Genomic DNA, 18,670 nt, shown 5'->3' on the forward strand with positions numbered 1-18,670 from the left:
CAGGCTGTTGGCCAGGGCATTGCCGGTGCCGTTGAGATTGGCACTGCCGCTGAGTTCGATATTTTCCAGGTTGGCGCCAAGGGTGTAGTTCAGCGAAGTACGGACAGTATCGTTGCCGCCCCCTGCCAGTTCGATCAGGGTGTCACCGAGATTATCGAAGACATAGATATCGTCGCCGCTGCCACCCGTCATGCTGTCGCTACTGGCACCCCCATCGAGCAGGTCATTGCCGGCATCGCCGTTCAGGGTGTCATTGCCGATGCCGCCGAGCAGCGTGTCATTGCCGTCGCCGCCCTGGAGCAGGTCGTTGCCGGCACCGCCGTCAAGCAGGTTGTTTCCGGCATTGCCGATCAGGGTGTTGGCCGCCCCGTTGCCGGTGCCATTGAGGTTGCCGCTGCCGGTCAGGGTCAGGCGCTCGAGGTTAGTGCCCAAGGTGTAGCTGATGCTGGCCTGGACCAGATCATCCCCGGCGTTGCTGCCCTCCACCACCCCATCGCCGGCGGCATCCACCACAAACGTGTCATTGCCCAGACCGCCTTCCATGCGGTCGTTGCCGCTGCCGCCGTCGAGGAAGTCATTGCCGCCGTTGCCATACAGCGTGTCATTGCCTCCCAGGCCCAGAAGACTGTCATCGCCGGGATTGCCGTTGATCACGTCGGCGCCGTTGGTTGGTACCACCGGCGGGTAATAGAGATTGGCCAGTGCCTCGGTGACACCCCACACGCTGCCGTCGGCGAACTGGATGCGGTCGATCGCATGGGCCGCGTCGAGAAAGCACAGGCTGACGGTGAGGGTCTCGCCAGTGGCCAGCACGGAGAGCACCAGGTCGTTGCCGATGCGGGTCAAGCGGATCTGGTTGGCGTTGAGGTTGGTCAGCCGCAGGGTGTCAATGTCGGTGCTGGCACTGCCGGCGTTGTCGATCACATCATTGCCATAGCCCTGGCCGAAGCGGTAGGTATCGTTGCCGGTTCCACCCAGCAGCCGGTCATTGCCAGTGCCGCCGTCCAGGGTATCGTCACCCCCATTGCCGTAGAGGGTGTCATTACCGCCCAGACCATTGAGGGTATCGGCCGTAGCGCCACCCGTCAGAGTATTGGCGCTTTCGTTACCGTTGATCGTGGCCATGACCTAACCCCTTATGAGTACGATGTTTTATCCGACTCTAGGACTGTAGACCGTGGCAATTGAATGGCCTTCATCCGTTTGAATGACCACGCAACCTTTCGTCTAATACTCGGATCCAACACGGGATCAGGGGCGCAGGAAGTCCTGGCTGGAGCTGCCGAAGACTCAACCAGTCATTGACACTTTCGACACTTCGGCCGGCGGTTTTCCGGCCCAGAGGTTGACCCGCCAGGCACAAATGATCGACCTCTTTACCCGGCTGATCGGGGGTTGAGGACGGGTTTGTCCTGCCCCCGGCACCCTAGGTATCTACATTTTTTGATGCCTGGAGGGGTGTAGCAGCTGTCGAGTAGAACGAGGCAGCGTCCGGCTGCAAAGCAGCCGTAAGACCCTGCACCTCGGTGTGTCAGATAAACCGCGAGCACAGCTTTTACGAGGACTCCGTCCTCGGACGCTGCCTCGTTCTACTCGACAGCTGCTACGGGAGTTCTAGCCTTTCGAGATGTGCAGATACCCATGCCCCGGCACCTTAGACGTACAGCTGCACATCACTCGCCGTCAGGGTCGCCACACCAGTCAGGGTCACCACCGCGATGGCGTTACCATTGGCTGCGCCGTCGGCATCGTAATAGAGCGTGTGATCATTCTGGTTGAACACCAGATGCGCTCCGGCCACCTCGTTTTGAGTGCCGTTGACATTGGCCAGCATCTCGGCGACGGTCTGGCCCTGCAGGTTGAACAGCCCGCTGTTGAGCGCCAGCATGTCGGCGCCCTGCGTGAAGTCGGTAACGGAGTCGATATTGTCGGCCCCAGGCGCGGTGGAGAAGCGGAAGATGTCGTCGCCCACGCCACCGCTCAGTATGTCGTTGCCACTACGCCCGTCGATGTCGTCATTGCCGGCCAAACCGTTCAGCGTGTCGTCGCCGTCACCGCCGTTGAGCGTATTGGCCTGCGCGTTGCCATTCAGAATGTCGGCGGTCCGCGCCACCGACGCGCTGGTAGGCGCATCGATGACGATGCGCAGATCGAACATCACCGTTGCCACTTGCGATGAGAGGGTGGCGTCGTTGATGTCTTTGACCAGCATGGTGCCGGCGGTCGTGCCGTCGGTGATCCAGAGTTCAGAACCGTTGGCGATGTCAGAGGCTCGGAGCAAGACTTGGCCGCTGCTCAGGGTCGCTACCAGGGCTGGGCTCGAACCTCCAGAACCCGGATTGATGTCCTTGAGCAGCATGGTGCCGGCGGCCGTGCCGTCGGTCACCCAGAGTTCCTGGCCGTTGACGGACTCGAACGCAGTGAACAGGACCTGGCCGTTGCTCAGAGTGGTCAACAGGCTGGGGGTCGAAGAACCGTTCGGACCCGGATGGATGTCCATGAGCAGCGTGGTACCGGCGGTCGTGCCGTCGGTGACCCAGAGTTCCCGGCCGTTGCTGGCGTCGACCGCACTGAACAGGAACTGGCCGTTGCTCAGAGTGGTCAATGGGCTGGGGGACGAACCGCTCGGCCCCACAAAGATGTCCTTGAGCAGCGAGGTGCCGGCGGCCGTGCCATCGGTGATCCAGAGCTCCTCGCCGTTGCTGGCGTTGAGCGCAGTGAACAGGACCTGACCGCTGCCCAGGCTGGTCACCAAATGATTGACCGGCTGCGAACTGCTCGCACCCGGATTGATGTCCTTGAGCAGTACCGTGCCCGCCGTCGTGCCATCGGTGACCCACAGTTCCTGACCGTTGGTGGCATCTTGCGCGCGGAACAGGACCTTGCCGTTGCCCAGGGTGGTCATTGGGCTGGGGGATGAACTGCCCGATCCCACAAAGATATCCTTGAGCAGTGAGGTGCCGGCGGTCGTGCCATCGGTCACCCAGAGCTCAAAACCGTTGGTTCCGTCCGTGGCGACGAACAAGACCTTGCCACTGCCCAGCGTGGACAACAGGCTGGGATTCGAATTGCTTGAACCCACAGAGATGTTTTTGACCAGGGTGGTACCGGCGGTCGTACCATCGGTCACCCAGAGTTCCCGGCCATTCGTGCCATCGAACGCGCTGAACAAGACCTTGCCGTTGCTCAGGGTGGTCCACAGGGCGGGGTTCGAAGCACCGTTCGGACCCGGATTGATGTCCTTGAGCAGCGTGGTACCGACGGCCGTGCCATCGGTCACCCAGAGTTCCAGATCGTTAGGGGCACTGAGCGCAATGAACAGGACCTTGCCGTTGCCCAGGGTGGTGAACAGAGCCGGAAACGAACCGTCCGTACCCGGATTGATGTCCTTGAGCAGCGTGGTGCCGGCGGCCGTGCCATCGGTCACCCAGAGCTCCTGGCCGTTAGTGGCACTGAGCGCACTGAACAGGACCTTGCCATTACCCAGGGTGGTCAACAGGCTGGAGCCCGAACTGCCCGTTCCCACAAAGATGTCCTTGAGCAGGCTAGTACCGGCGGTCGTGCCGTCGGTGACCCAGAGTTCCCGGCCGTTGCTGGCGTCGACCGCACTGAACAGTACCTTACCATTGCCCAGGGTGGTCAACAGGCTGGGGGACGAACTGCCCGCTCCCACAAAGATGTCCTTGACCAGTGAGGTGCCGGCGGTCGTGCCATCGGTCACCCAGAGTTCCTGGCCATTGGTGGCGTCTAGCGCGAAGAACAGAATCTGGCCGTTGCTCAAGTTGATGAGGGCGATCGGGGCTGAACTCTGCGTGCTGGCACTCGCAATATCCTTCAGCAGCATGGTGCCCGCTGGCGTCCCGTCGGTTACCCAGGGTTCTGCGCCATGCGTGGCATCTACGGCCCAAAACAGAATCCGTCCATCGGACAAGTGCTGGGCGCCTGTAGGCCCTGAATTGCCCGTATTGACATAAATATTCTTGAGCAGCGTGGTGCCGCTGGTCGTACCATCGGTGATCCAAAGTTCTCTGCCGTTGCTGGCATCGCTCGCGCTGAACAGGACCTGGCCATTGCTCAAAGTGGCCAACAGCGCGGGACTCGAACTGCCCGCACCCGGACTGATGTCCTTGAGCAGTGAGGTGCCGGCAGCCGTGCCATCGGTCAGCCAGAGTTCCTGGCCGTTGCTGCCATCGTTCGCACTGAACAGGACTTGGCCATTGCTCAAAGTGGTCAAGAGGGCGGGACTCGAACTGCCCGCGCCCGGACTGATGTCCTTGAGCAGCAAGGTGCCCGTGGTCGTGCCATCGGTCACCCAAAGCTCCTGGCCATTAATATCCTGCGCGCGGAACAGGACCTTGCCGTTGCCCAGGGTGGTCATTGGGCTGGGGGATGAACTGCCCGATCCCACAAAGATATCCTTGAGCAGTGAGGTGCCGGCGGTCGTGCCATCGGTCACCCAGAGTTCCTGGCCATTGGTGGCGTCTAGCGCGAAGAACAGAATCTGGCCGTTGCTCAAGTTGATGAGGGCGATCGGGGCTGAACTCTGCGTGCTGGCACTCGCAATATCCTTCAGCAGCATGGTGCCCGCTGGCGTCCCGTCGGTTACCCAGGGTTCTGCGCCATGCGTGGCATCTACGGCCCAAAACAGAATCCGTCCATCGGACAAGTGCTGGGCGCCTGTAGGCCCTGAATTGCCCGTATTGACATAAATATTCTTGAGCAGCGTGGTGCCGCTGGTCGTACCATCGGTGATCCAAAGTTCTCTGCCGTTGCTGGCATCGCTCGCGCTGAACAGGACCTGGCCATTGCTCAAAGTGGCCAACAGCGCGGGACTCGAACTGCCCGCACCCGGACTGATGTCCTTGAGCAGTGAGGTGCCGGCAGCCGTGCCATCGGTCAGCCAGAGTTCCTGGCCGTTGCTGCCATCGTTCGCACTGAACAGGACTTGGCCATTGCTCAAAGTGGTCAAGAGGGCGGGACTCGAACTGCCCGCGCCCGGACTGATGTCCTTGAGCAGCAAGGTGCCCGTGGTCGTGCCATCGGTCACCCAAAGCTCCTGGCCATTAATATCCTGCGCGCGGAACAGGACCTTGCCGTTGCCCAGGGTGGCGAACACAGCGGGGAACGAACCGCTCACACCCGGTCTGATGTCCTTGAGCAGCGTGGTGCCGGCGGCCGTGCCATCAGTCACCCAGAGTTCCGAGCCATTAGTGGCATCGCTCGCGCTGAACAGGACCTGACCATTGCTCAAAGTGGTCAATAGGCTGCCCGTTCCCACAAAGATGTCCTTGAGCTGTGAGGTGCCGGCGACCGTGCCATCGGTGATCCAGAGTTTCTGGCCATTGGCATCGAACGAACTGAACAGAACCTTGCCGTTGCCCAGGGTGGTCAAGAGTCCGAGGATCGTACCGCCGACACCTGGGTTGATGTCCTTGAGCAGCGTGGTGCCGGCGGCCGTGCCATCGGTGATCCAGAGTTCCTGGCCGTTGGCGGCATCGAACGCGGTGAGCAACACCTGGCCGTTGCCCAGGGTGGTCAACAGTCCGAGGCTCGAACCGCCGACACCTGGGTTGATGTCCTTGAGCAGCATGGTGCCGGCAGCCGTACCGTCGGTGACCCAGAGTTCCTGGCCGTTGGCGGCATCCAACGCGCTGAACAACACCTGGCCGTTGCCCAGGGTGGGCAATTTCGCGAGGTTCGAACTGTTCGCCCCCACAAAAATGTCCTTGAGCAGTACCGTGCCCGCCGTCGTGCCGTCAGTAATCCACAGTTCCTCACCGTTGGTGCCGTCACTCGCTCGGAACAGGACCTTGCCATTGCCCAATGTGGTGAACAGGGTGGGACTCGAACCACTCGCACCCGGATTGATGTCCTTGAGCAGCGTGGTGCCGGCGGCCGTGCCATCGGTGATCCAGAGTTCCTGGCCGTGGGCGCCATCGTCGGTGGCGAACAGCTTGACGCTCCGCGTGGCCGCGACGTTGACCGTCACGCTTGCGCTGTTGCTGCTGACACCACCGTCGCTGGCCACGTAGCTGAAGCTGGCCGCGCCGTTGAAGTTGGCATTGGGCGTGAAGCTGACGCTACCGTCAGCGTTGAGCACGGCCGTACCACCGGTGCCGCTGGTGACCGAGGCGATCACCAGGCTGGCATTTTCGACATCCGTGTCGTTGCCCAGCAACTGCGCCGCCGTGTAGGTCACTGGCGTGCCCTCAATGGCGACCAGGGTGTCGGGGATGGCCTGCGGCGCATCGTTGACCGGCGCCAGGTTGAAGCCTTGCGTAGCGGCGACCGAACCGCCGTGGCCATCGATGACCTGGTAGTTGAGCGCAACCGCGCCGTTGTAGTTCGCATCCGGCGTAAAGGTCCAGCTGCCGTCGCCGTTATCGAGCAACGCCCCATGGTTGGCGCTGAGGTTGGCGACGGCCAAGGTGTCACCGTCCAGATCACTGGCGTTGGCCAGCAACTGCGCAGCGGTAATGCCATAGGCCGTGTCTTCCGTGCCCGAAGGTAACGCGCTCGGGGCGCTGACGATCGGCGCATCGTTGGTGTTGCCGATGCTCAGATTGAAACTGCTGCTGGCGGTGGCATTACTGGCATCGGTCGCCGTGACTCTCAGGCTCAGGCTGCCGACATCGGCATTGCCCGGCGTACCACTGAAACTGCGGTTGACCGAATCGAAGCTCAGCCAGCTCGGCAATGGGTCGCCATTGGCCAGGCTGGCGCTGTAGCCGAGGCTATCGCCGACATCCACATCGGCGAAGGTGGCGAGCGGCACTGTGTAGCTGAAGGGCGAGTCTTCGCTGGCGTTCTGCGCGAGCAGTGCCGTCGCCACGTTCGGTGCATCATTCACCGCCACCAGGCTAAAGCCCTGGGTAGCGACAACCGAACCGCCGTGGCCATCGATGACCTGGTAGTTGAGCGCAACCGCGCCGTTGTAGTTCGCATCCGGCGTAAAGGTCCAGCTGCCGTCGCCGTTATCGACCAATGTGCCGTGGTTGGTGCTGAGGTTGGCGACGGACAAGGTGTCACCGTCCGGATCGCTGGCGTTGGCCAGCAACTGCGCAGCGGTAATGCCATAGGCTGTGTCTTCCGTGCCCGAAGGCAACGCGCTCGGGGCGCTGACGATCGGCGCATCGTTGGTGTTGCCGACGGTCAGGGTAAAACTGCTGCTGGCCGTGGCATTGCTGCCATCGGTGGCCGTGACTTTCAGGCTCAGACTGCCCACATCGCCATTGCCCGGCGTACCACCGAAGCTGCGATTGACCGGATCGAAGCTCAGCCAGCTCGGCAATGGGTCTCCGTTGGCCAGGCTGGCGCTGTAGCCGAGGGTATCGCCGGCATCGACATCGGCGAAGGTGGCGAGCGGCACGGTGTAGCTGAAGGGCGAGTCTTGGCTGGCATTTTGCGCGACGAGTGCCGTGGCCACGCTCGGAGCATCATTCACCGCTACCAGGCTGAAGCCCTGGGTAGCAGCGGCCGAACCGCCATGGCCATCGATCACCTGATAGTTCAGCGCAACCGCGCCGTTGTAGTTGGCATCCGGCGTAAAGGTCCAGCTGCCGTCGCCGTTATCGAGCAACGTGCCGTGGTTGGCGCTGAGGTTGGCGACGGACAAGGTATCGCCGTCCGGATCGCTGGCGTTGGCCAACAACTGCGCGGCGGTAATGCCATAGGCCGTGTCTTCCGTGCCCGAAGGCAAGGCGCTTGGGGCGCTGACGATGGGCGCATCGTTGGTGTTGCCGACGGTCAGGTTGAAACTGCTACTCGCCGTCGCATTGCTGCCATCGGTGGCAGTCACTCTCAGGCTCAGGTTGCCCACATCGCCATTCCCCGGCGTGCCGCTGAAGCTGCGGTTGACCGGGTCGAAGCTCAGCCAGCCCGGCAGCGGGTCTCCGTTGGCCAGGCTGGCGCTGTAGCCGAGGGTATCGCCGGCATCGACATCGGCGAAGGTCGCGAGCGGCACGGTGTAGCTGAAGGGCGAGTCTTGGCTGGCATTTTGCGCGACGAGTGCCGTGGCCACGCTCGGAGCATCATTCACCGCTACCAGGCTGAAGCCCTGGGTAGCAGCGGCCGAACCGCCATGGCCATCGATCACCTGATAGTTCAGCGCAACCGCGCCGTTGTAGTTGGCATCCGGCGTAAAGGTCCAGCTGCCGTCGCCGTTATCGAGCAACGTGCCGTGGTTGGCGCTGAGGTTGGCGACGGACAAGGTATCGCCGTCCGGATCGCTGGCGTTGGCCAACAACTGCGCGGCGGTAATGCCGTAGGCCGTGTCTTCCGTGCCCGAAGGCAAGGCGCTAGGGGCACTGACGATCGGCGCATCGTTGGTGTTGCCGATGGTCAGGGTGAAGCTGCTGTTCGCGGTGGCATTGCTGGCATCGGTCGCCGTCACTCTCAAACTCAGACTGCCCACATCGGCATTCCCCGGCGTGCCGCTGAAGCTGCGATTGACCGGGTCGAAGCTCAACCAGCTCGGCAATGGGTCGCCGTTGGCCAGGCTGGCGCTGTAGCCGAGGGTATCGCCAGCATCCACATCGGCGAAGGTGGCGAGCGGCACGGTGTAGCTGAAGAGCGAGTCTTGGCTGGCGTTTTGCCCGAGCAGTGCCGTGGCCACGGTCGGCGCATCATTCACCGCAGCCAGGCTCAGCTGCGCCGTGGTACTGACCGGAACGCTGCCATCGCTCACAACCACGGCAAAGGTCACTGGCCCATTGAGGTTGCTCGCCGGGGTGAAGGACCAAGTACCGTTGCCATTATTGGTCAAGGAACCGAGGCCTGCGCCAACGCTGACGCTCTGCACGCTCAGGGTAGTGCCGGCATCCACGTCGCTGGCGTTGGCCAGCAGCTGGGCGGCGGTGATCGAATAGGTGCTGTCTTCCGTGCCGTTGGGCAAGTTGACCGGTCCGCTGACAGTCGGCCCATCGTTGACCGCGGTGACATTGATGTTGAGGGTATTGGGGTTGACCGCGAAGGCCGTGCCGTCGCTGACCTTGAAGCCGATGCTGGCGTAGTCGCTGCCATTGCCATTGAGCGCCGGGACGAATTGCAGTTTGCCGGCGTCGAGGTCGGCCTTGCTGATGACCTGGTCCTGAACCACCGCGATCCAGGCGCTGCCGTTGTGGTACTGCAGGCTGCCGAGCACTGGCAGGCTGGTGATTTTCACCGCGGCCAACGGGGTGTTTTCCGGGTCGCTGTAGGTGCCGAAGTCGGCGCTGCCGAGGATGACCAGCGTGTCTTCCAGGGTGGTCCGGGTGTCGTTGGTGGAGGTCGGCGCGACGTTGACCGGGCTGGTCGCCGCGGCCTTGAGGGCGGCAGCGTTCCAGGTCACGTTGTTGTCGAAGCGCACCCGGTCGATCTCGTAATCGAGGCCCAGATAAAAATTTTTCAGGGTCAGGGTCTGGGAGGTCGCGAGCACTACCATCTGCAGGTCGTTGCCGCTTTGCACGAAGCGCACGTGGTTGCTGTTGAGCCCCACCAGTTGCACGGTATCGATGTCGGCGCTGACGCCGCCGCTGTTGTCGATCACGTCATTGCCGTAGTTAGTGCCATACAGGTAAGTGTCGCTGCCGCGGAGGCCGGCGAGCAGGTCATCGCCGGCACCCCCATCGAGGCGATTGATTCCGGTGTTGCCGGTCAGGCTGTTGGCCAGGGCATTGCCGGTGCCATTGAGATTGGCGCTGCCGCTGAGTTCGATATTTTCCAGGTTGGCGCCAAGGGTGTAGTTCAGCGAAGTACGGACGGTATCGTTGCCGCCCCCTGCCAGTTCGATCAGGGTGTCACCGAGATTATCGAAGACGTAGATATCGTCGCCGCTGCCACCCGTCATGCTGTCGCTGCTGGCACCCCCATCGAGCAGGTCATTGCCGGCATCGCCGTTCAGGGTGTCATTGCCGATACCGCCGAGCAGCGTGTCATTGCCGTCGCCGCCCTGGAGCAGGTCGTTGCCGGCACCGCCGTCAAGCAGGTTGTTTCCGGCATTGCCGATCAGGGTGTTGGCCGCCCCGTTGCCGGTGCCATTGAGGTTGCCGCTGCCGGTCAGGGTCAGGCGCTCGAGGTTAGTGCCCAAGGTGTAGCTGATGCTGGCCTGGACCAGATCATCCCCGGCGTTGCTGCCCTCCACCACCCCATCGCCGGCGGCATCCACCACAAACGTGTCATTACCCAGACCGCCTTCCATGCGGTCGTTGCCACTGCCGCCGTCGAGGAAGTCATTGCCGCCGTTGCCATACAGCGTGTCGTTGCCTCCCAGGCCCAGAAGACTGTCATCGCCGGGATTGCCGTTGATCACGTCGGCGCCGTTGGTTGGTACCACCGGCGGGTAATAGAGATTGGCCAGTGCCTCGGTCACCCCCCACACGCTGCCGTCGGCGAACTGGATGCGGTCGATCGCATGGGCCGCGTCGAGAAAGCACAGGCTGACGGTGAGGGTCTCGCCAGTGGCCAGCACGGAGAGCACCAGGTCGTTGCCGATGCGGGTCAAGCGAATCTGGTTGGCGTTGAGGTTGGTCAACTGCAGGGTGTCAATGTCGGTGCTGGCGCTGCCGGCGTTGTCGATCACATCGAAGCCATAGCCCTGGCCGAAGCGGTAGGTATCGTTGCCGGTTCCACCCAGCAGCCGGTCATTGCCGGTGCCGCCGTCCAGGGTATCGTCACCCCCATTGCCGTAGAGGGTGTCGTTACCGCCCAGACCATTGAGGGTGTCGGCCGCGGCGCCCCCCGTCAGAGTATTGGCGCTTTCGTTGCCGTTGATCGTGGCCATGACCTAACCCCTTATGAGTACGATGTTTTATCCGACTCTAGGACTGTAGACCGTGGCAATTGAATGGCCTTCATCCGTTTGAATGACCACGCAACCTTTCGTCTGATACTCGGATCCAACGCCCGTTGCCGGGCGGGATCAGGCTCGGCGAACCAGTAGCAGAATGAGCGCGGCCGCAGAAAACGCGGCCCCGGCATAAACGTCATCGCTGATCCATGGGTTTGCTAAAGAAGCCCTGCCACGCCACTTGCCAGCGGCATGGAAACACCACTCACCATCAACCCGCCTGCGAGCAGACGGGTGCGACGGTGCTGAGCCTGAGCCAACCTGGTGGGTGAGCCCAATCAACACTCCTTTCTCCAATGCTGACTGGGCTCTTGCAGGCGGAGGTTACTTCGGCTGCGCCACAGTGCGCAGGTAGGGCTTCAAGGTCTTGAAGCCTTGCGGGTATTTTTTCCTGGCGTCTTCGTCGGACACCGAAGTGGGAATGATGACGTCCTCGCCCGGCCGCCAGTTAACCGGGGTGGCGACCGTGTGTTTCGCATTCAATTGCAGCGAATCGAGTAGGCGCAACACTTCGTCGAAGTTGCGCCCGGCGCTCATCGGGTAGATCAACATCGCCTTGACCTTTTTGTCCGGGCCGACGATGAACACCGAGCGCACCGTAGCGTTGTCCACCGCAGTACGCGAGCCACCACCGGCATTCGGGTGAATCATGTCGTAGAGCTTCGCCACCACCAGATTCTCGTCACCGATCATCGGATAGTTGACCGCATGACCCTGGGTTTCCTTGATGTCGCCGACCCAAGCCTGGTGGTCGCTGACCGGGTCGATGCTGAGCCCGACGATCTTGGTATTGCGTTTGTCGAACTCCGGCTTGAGTCCGGCCATGTAACCGAGTTCGGTGGTACAGACAGGGGTGAAATCTTTCGGATGCGAAAACAGGATGGCCCATTTGTCACCCATCCACTCGTGGAAGTGCAGCGGGCCTTCAGTGCTATCTGCGGTGAAATCCGGTGCTTCGTCGCCTATGCGGATTGCCATGTTCGATCTCCTGCAGGGACTGGGAGGGAAACGGTCAGCACGCTGACTGCTGCTGCGACAGCGTTCTAGGATCTGCGCTGAGCTGTCGGCGCGAATCAGTATAGGAGACATGCCAAAGGGTGCCGGCTTGCGGATTTCAGGGCTCCTGCGCGGCTCAGCGCGAGCAAGCTCGCTCGCCACAGGTGCGATGTTCATCTGGAAATCCTTAAGCTCAATCGTCCTCGTGCAAGCGGATGCCGCGGGCGTGAAGCAGGTGCGGGATCACCAGCACCAGCAGTGTCAGCGCCAGGACCGAGGCCGCAATCGGTTGCGTTACAAACACCAGCCAGTCGCCCTGGCTGATGGACAAGGCGTTGCGCAATTGTTTTTCGGCCATCGGGCCGAGCAGCATGCCGACGATTACCGGGGCGACGGGAAAGTCGAAGCGCCGCATCAATACCCCGCCCCAGCCGATCGCCAGCATCAGCAGCAGGTCGAAGGAAGAGTGGCGCATGCCGTATACGCCGATGGTGGCAAACACCAGAATGCCGGCATTCAGGTACGGCCGGGGGATCTGCAACAGCTTGACCCAAAGGCCCACCAACGGCAGATTCAACACCAGCAGGATGACGTTGCCGATGTACAGCGAAGCGACCAGGGTCCAGACCAGCTCTCCCGAGGTCTGAAACAGCAGCGGACCCGGCTGCAGGTTGTAGTTCTGGAACGCCGCCAACAGAATCGCCGCAGTGGCGGAGGTCGGGATGCCGAGGGTCAGCAGCGGCACCAAAGACCCGGTCGCGCTCGCGTTGTTGGCGGCTTCGGGGCCGGCCACCCCTTCGATGGCGCCCTTGCCTTTGCTGGCCGCAAACTCTTGCGGGTATTTACTCAGTTTGCGTTCGGTCGAATAGGACAGGAACGTTGGAATTTCCGCGCCACCGGCCGGAATGGAGCCAAAGGGAAAACCGATCAGCGTTCCCCGTAACCAGGCGGGAATCGAGCGTTTCCAGTCGGCGCGGGTCATCCACAACGAGGTCAAGCGGTGCCGGTCGGCCGCTTCTTCTTTTTGATACAGCAGGCTGTACAAGGCCTCCCCCACCGCAAACAACCCGACCGCCACCAGCACCACCTCGATGCCATCGACCAACTCGGGAACCCCCAAGGTGTAGCGGGCAATGCCTGAGGTCGAGTCCAGGCCGATCAGGCCGATGGTCAATCCAATTCCCAGCGAGGCGAAGCCGCGCAGCATCGAAGCGCCAAGCACCGCCGACACCGTGGTGAAGGACAGCACCAGAATCGCAAAATACTCCGCGGGACCAAATTTGAGCGCCAGTGTGGCAACAAGGGGGGCGAACAGGGTCAGCAAAATCGTCGCGATGGTTCCGGCGAAAAATGAGCCTATGGCGGCCGTTGCCAGGGCCGGTCCTGCTCGACCATTGCGGGCCATGAGATTGCCTTCCAGGGCCGTGACCATGGAGGACGATTCCCCGGGGGTATTGAGCAGGATGGAGGTGGTGGAGCCGCCGAACTGGGCGCCGTAATAGATCCCGGCGAACATGATCAGGGCCCCGGTGGGATCGACCTTGGCGGTAATCGGCAGCAGCAACGCCACCGTCAGCGCCGGCCCGATGCCCGGCAGCACACCGATCGCGGTGCCGAGCAAACAGCCGATAAACCCCCACATCAAATTGATCGGCGTCAGAGCAGCGGAAAAACCCATCGCCAGGCTTGAGAGAATGTCCACCTTGTTATCTCCTTCGGCCCGGGTCAGAGCCAGGCGTTGATCAGGGGCGGCAGGGAAACCCCCAGTCCGGCGTTAAACAGCCAGTAAATCGGCAGGGTCAAGGCAATGCCGATCGCCAGGTCCCGCAGCGGACGACGGCTACCAAAACCCCGTGCCGAACAGGCAAACAACAGCGCGGCCGCCAACACGAAGCCGATGAGGTTGATCAACAAGGCCACCCCCACCAGGCCCGCGGTCACCCAGGCCGCGCCGAGCTTGCCGCCAGGCAACGCGTTGGCCGTCTCGTCGCTGTGCTCTGCCAGCTCGCGAAAACCACCGGTGAGCGCTTGATAGCTCAGCAACAGGCCGACAACTCCGAGGAACGCCGCGACCGCGTAGGGGTAGACATGGGCACCGAGGATGACGAAGCCCATCTCGGGAGGAAACCGGAAAGCGCCGATTGCCAGGATCAAGCTGATGGCAATCAGACCTGCGCCGATCGCCAGCTGGGCCGGCACTACTCTGCGAAGCCGGGCCATCTCAAAGCAGCCCGACCTTGACCAGCATTGCGCGCAACCGTACGTGCTCTTCTTCGACGAATTTGCCGAACTCATCTCCGGTCAGAATGCTCGGTGACCAGGCATTGGTTTTGACATTGTCTTGCCAGACTTTGCTGTTGGTGGCGGCCAGGACCGCGTCGGTGACTTCTTTGCGCTGCTCGGGCGTGAGGTTCGCGGCGCCGTAAACGCCGCGCCAATTGCCGATCGTCACGTCGTAGCCTTTCTCTTTGAGGGTCGGTGCGTCGATGCCTTCCACGCGGTCCGGGGCACCGATGGCGAGTAAACGGAACTGCTTGGACTGGACGTATTTAGCCAGCTCGGCGTAGCCGCCCGTGATCACCGTGATGTGACCTCCGAGCGTCGCCGCAACCACTTCGCCCCCGCCGGCGTAGGCAACGTAATTCACCTTGTTGACGGGGACATCCATCTTGCCTGCCAATTCAGCGATGCCAATGTGGTCGATCGAACCCTTGGAGCCACCGCCCCATTTGATACTGGACGGGTTGGTCTTGAAGTCTTTCAACAAGTCGTCCAGGGTTTTGTACGGGGACTCCTCACGGACGGCCAGCACGTTGTATTCGGTAAAAAGCCGGGCGATCGGTGTCACGTCCTTCAAGGTGATTTGCGGCTTGTTCTGTTCTATGGCAGCGACCATGATCGCGCCGACGACGAGCAGCGCATTCGGGTCGCCCTTGGTGCTGTTGGCAAATTGCGCCAGCCCCAGCGTTCCGCCCGCGCCACCCTTGTTCTCGAAGGTGACGGATTTGGCCACCTTGGCCTCGATCAAGGCCTTGCCCAACACCCTTGCAGTCTGGTCATAACCACCACCGACCGAGCCAGGGGCCATGAACTTGACGGTGTCCAATGCAAAGACCGGGGTTGCAAGGGCGGCTGCGGTAACCGCAGTTGCAATCAAGCTGCTGAATCGACGGAACAAGGCGGACATGAGTTGTCTCCCGATAGCAGTGTTCTGTGGGCGCCGGATGAGTTGCGATCAGGGAAGATCCCCTGTTCATGAACATGCGTCTGGGGGTAAGCGTAGGTCATAGTTATGTTTGTTGACGTCCTTTCAACTAGCCTGCCCGCGCTTGTGAAACCTCACCGGTACAGCCTTACCAACGAATCCGCCAATCAACAGGTTTTGCTCGATGTCCAGGGTGATCTCAGGTGAAAAAACGGTAATTAATCAATTGATAAAAATCAATAAATTCATAAAAATGCATAGCTAACTTGAGGTCAGTTATCAAGATAAGGCCGCACCTGTCATTGACAGGTGCGGCCTTATGGATCAGCTGGACCCGCACTGCGCCACCATGGATGCGCAGGCGTTCGTCATACGGCGGTTCAAGCCCGCTCGTTTCACAGCTTGGCGATCGAGACCTCGGTGGACTTGACGAAAGCGATGACCTCACTGCCTACCTTCAAGTCAAGATCGCGCACTGAACGGGTGGTAATCACCGAGGTAACGATTCCGGAAGCGGTTTGCACCTCGATTTCAGAGACCACTGCACCTTCCAGTATTTCCTTGACGATGCCCTTGAACTGGTTCCGAACATTGATCGCTTTGATGGTCATGATGAGGCTTCCTGGCTGTTGTTGAGCAGATCCGCACCGATGTGCAGGTCTTCAAAGTGCACGTTATGAGCCACCAACAAAAGGAATAAATAATGATTTGTTTATTCCTTAAAAGAATATGAGAGCCATCACAGCCAGTGGTGCCGGGCACGCGCCCTGATGTCGGTAAGCGTGAAATTCCAGTAGTGCACCAGGCTACGGCTGGAAATGCCAAGGGCCGTCTTTAGCTTGGGGTGGTCGCCAGGGGATAAGTGTGGCTTTACAGGGACAGTTGCTGAAGCGCACAGACTCACGAGCGCACTGGAATCGAGCAAAGCGCCCGCCCAGAGAATTAACTCAAGGGTCTGGAGAGTAAATAGGACGTTTCTCGACTACCTGTCAGAAAGGTCGGAAGCCTTGGCGTACGATTTTTTCCGAGTTCTATAGGCTCCCCCTATTTACCTTGCAGCTGGCATTGATGGAGTTGCTGGCATAAGCGGCTCATTCGAAAAAATTCTTTCAGTAGAAATCCAATCCGCCATAAGTTGGTCTACATTAAATTTGTCGCGTCGCTACTGGCCTGCCCGGTCGTCCGTGCGCGTCGAAAAAAACCTGCGCTGATTCATACCGGATCCAGGGTCGCGATTCACTATGCGATACTGTTGAATTCTCTTGTAAGCGCACTGTCATTTTTTATGACTTCCCACCGCATTATCCCCTGCAGCATCAGGTGAATTGGGGAAGCCCAAGCAAGGAGCGCCGCCACGTAACGGAGTCTGGAATGAGCCACATGCCGATTGATGAACCCGACACCGCTTGCGAGGCTACCTATAGCCCCACAAACAAGGACCCGGGTTTGTACTCAGCCACTCAAGAAATGGGCGTGCATGACATTCTTGAAGCCCTGCCCGAGGCCGTTTACACCACGGACGCGAGGGGGCTGATCACTTTTTTCAATACCGCCGCGATTTCTCTATGGGGAGTTACTCCCAAACTTGGGGAAAGCGAGTTTTGCGGTTCCTGGAAGCTCTATTGGCCTGACGGCACTCCCCTGCCCCACGCCGAATGCCCAATGGCCATAGCGTTAAAGGAAAGACGCCCGGTCAGAGGGCTTGAGGCCATTGCAGAGCGCCCGGATGGCACGCGTATTCGCTTTCGGGCGTACCCCTCGCCGATCTTCGATGCGACTGGAAATCTCATCGGCGCCGTTAACATGCTGGTCGATCTCAGCGACCAGGAGATCGCCGACGAAGCCGCGCGCCGACATGATGCGATTGTCGAATCCTCCGACGATGCCATTGTTGCCAAGGACCTGAACGGGACGATTATCAACTGGAACAGTGGAGCCCAGCGACTCTTCGGTTATACGGCCGAAGAGGCCATCGGCAAACCGGTTGCCATGCTGATTCCCGCTGATCGACAAGATGAAGAACCAGGCATATTGGAACGCATCCGTCGAGGCGAGCGCATCGAGCATTATGAAACCATCAGACGCCGCAAGGACGGCAGCCTTGTCGAGATATCCCTGGCCATCTCACCCATCAGAAACCGCGAGGGTCGGATCATCGGCGCGGCCAAGATCGCCCGCGACATCACTGAACGCCGACAGGCAGAAGAACAGAAAAATCTGCTCATCAAAGAAATGGATCACCGGGTAAAAAATCTGTTTGCGCTGGCTAACAGCGTTGTCTCGCTGAGCGCCCGTTCGGCCACGACGCCCGCGGAACTCGCCTCCGCCGTTTGTGCGCGGCTGAACGCATTGGCACGCTCGCACGCGCTGACCATCGCCCATGGTTTGAACAGCGAGCAGCCAACGACCTTACATACGCTGATTCAAACGATCGTCGCGCCTTATGCAGGTGGAGACGACAACTGCCAATCCCGCGCATTCGTTACCGGCCCGGACATCTCGATTGCCGGTAGTGCGGTAACGAGCTTCGCGCTGCTGTTGCATGAGTTCGCAACAAACGCTGCAAAATATGGCGCACTCTCCTCGTCCGAAGGTTTTCTGGATATCTCCTGCAGCGAAAGCGGGGATCTGTTTACCCTTGAGTGGAGCGAAAGAAACGGGCCGGTGATTGACCAGGTACCCGATGGTGTTGGTTTTGGCTCTCTGCTCGCCAAGGCGACCGTACGTGGTCAGCTTGGCGGCGAGATTTCCCGTGACTGGAAGCGCGAGGGACTGACGATCAGGCTGGTGGTTGCCAAAAGTTCCTTTGGCACCCAATAGGCGTGCCGAAAGAACACGGGTTGATCACTCGCCGTAGATATCGAAATCGAAATACTTCTGGCGAATCCTGTCGTAGGTACCATTGGCACGAATCGTCGCCAATGCCTGGTTGAAACGGCCTGCCAGCGGATCGTCCTTGCGCACCGCGATCCCGATACCGGTGCCGAAGAATTGCTCTTCGGTGAAATTCGGGCCGACGAATTCAAATTCACGCCCTTCTGGCCGCTTCAACAGGCTTTCATCGATCACCACCGAACTGGCCATGGTCGCATCCAGTCGCCCGCCCAAAAGATCGAGGAACACTTCATTCTGTGAACCGTAGCGGATCACTTCGGCACCGGCCGGGGCGAATTTCTCGGTGACGTAGCGATCGAAGTTGGTCGCGCGCTGGACACCGATCCGCTTGCCTTTGAGCTGAGCTGGAAGGTTGCTGATGCCGCTGCCTTTCTTGAACACCAGACGCGCCGGAATACGGTAATAGCGATCAGTGAAATCGACCGATTTCAGACGCTCGGGGGTGATCGATACCGAAGAAATCACCGCATCGACTTTCTTCACCTTGAGTGCGGGAATCAACCCGTCAAACTCTTGTTCCTGCCACAGGCACTGGACTTTCATCTCGGCGCACAGCGCCTGGCCGATGTCGTAGTCGAATCCGACGATGGTGTTGTCCGGGGTTTTCGAAGCGAACGGTGGGTAGGCCGCCTCGATGCCCAGGCGCAGGGTTTGTTCTGCCGCCTGCAGGCTGGCGCCAAACGCCAGCAAGGAGACAAGGCCGACTTTCAATACAGCGCGTTTTACGTTCATTCATAGCTCCGGATGCG

General features: G+C 60.6%; 9 protein-coding genes. 1 reads left to right on the forward strand and 8 read right to left on the reverse strand.

The window, feature by feature from the left end:
* The 7 genes from F8N85_RS23630 to F8N85_RS23660 all read right to left on the reverse strand — a co-directional run.
* Positions 1–1,125, reverse strand: a 1,125-nt coding sequence (locus tag F8N85_RS23630; RefSeq protein ID WP_150805928.1) for a calcium-binding protein, incomplete at its 3' end; no start/stop codon positions are given.
* Between the two features lie 529 nt (positions 1,126–1,654).
* Entirely contained in the window at positions 1,655–10,759 is a 9,105-nt protein-coding gene (locus F8N85_RS23635; RefSeq protein WP_150805929.1) for an ELWxxDGT repeat protein, read from the reverse strand.
* 390 nt (positions 10,760–11,149) lie between these two features.
* Positions 11,150–11,803 (reverse strand): peroxiredoxin, encoded by a 654-nt coding sequence (locus tag F8N85_RS23640; protein ID WP_150805930.1) that lies wholly within the window; start codon positions 11,801–11,803, stop codon positions 11,150–11,152.
* A gap of 211 nt (positions 11,804–12,014) precedes the next feature.
* Positions 12,015–13,523, reverse strand: a complete 1,509-nt coding sequence (locus tag F8N85_RS23645; protein WP_150805931.1) for a tripartite tricarboxylate transporter permease — start codon at positions 13,521–13,523, stop codon at positions 12,015–12,017.
* Between the two features lie 23 nt (positions 13,524–13,546).
* The gene (locus F8N85_RS23650) at positions 13,547–14,041 is read right to left on the reverse strand and encodes a tripartite tricarboxylate transporter TctB family protein (protein WP_150805932.1); all 495 of its coding nucleotides are present in this window, start codon (positions 14,039–14,041) and stop codon (positions 13,547–13,549) included.
* A 1-nt stretch (position 14,042) separates the two neighbouring features.
* Positions 14,043–15,008: a tripartite tricarboxylate transporter substrate binding protein gene (locus F8N85_RS23655; protein WP_150805933.1), complete on the reverse strand. Its 966-nt coding sequence runs from the start codon at positions 15,006–15,008 to the stop codon at positions 14,043–14,045.
* A gap of 413 nt (positions 15,009–15,421) precedes the next feature.
* A complete protein-coding gene (locus F8N85_RS23660; RefSeq protein ID WP_150805934.1) occupies positions 15,422–15,637 on the reverse strand; it encodes a TOBE domain-containing protein in 216 nt (71 codons plus the stop codon).
* Between the two features lie 760 nt (positions 15,638–16,397).
* On the opposite strand from F8N85_RS23660, the gene F8N85_RS23670 reads away from it, so the two are divergent.
* A complete protein-coding gene (locus F8N85_RS23670; RefSeq protein WP_150805936.1) occupies positions 16,398–17,846 on the forward strand; it encodes a sensor histidine kinase in 1,449 nt (482 codons plus the stop codon).
* A gap of 24 nt (positions 17,847–17,870) precedes the next feature.
* Here F8N85_RS23670 and F8N85_RS23675 read toward each other — a convergent pair whose 3' ends face one another.
* Complete coding sequence (locus tag F8N85_RS23675) at positions 17,871–18,653, reverse strand: ABC transporter substrate-binding protein (protein ID WP_150805937.1); 783 nt, start codon at positions 18,651–18,653, stop codon at positions 17,871–17,873.
* Positions 18,654–18,670 lie beyond the last annotated feature (17 nt).

This window comes from Pseudomonas fluorescens, assembly GCF_902497875.1.
Taxonomy (GTDB): Bacteria; Pseudomonadota; Gammaproteobacteria; order Pseudomonadales; family Pseudomonadaceae; genus Aquipseudomonas; species Aquipseudomonas fluorescens_BR.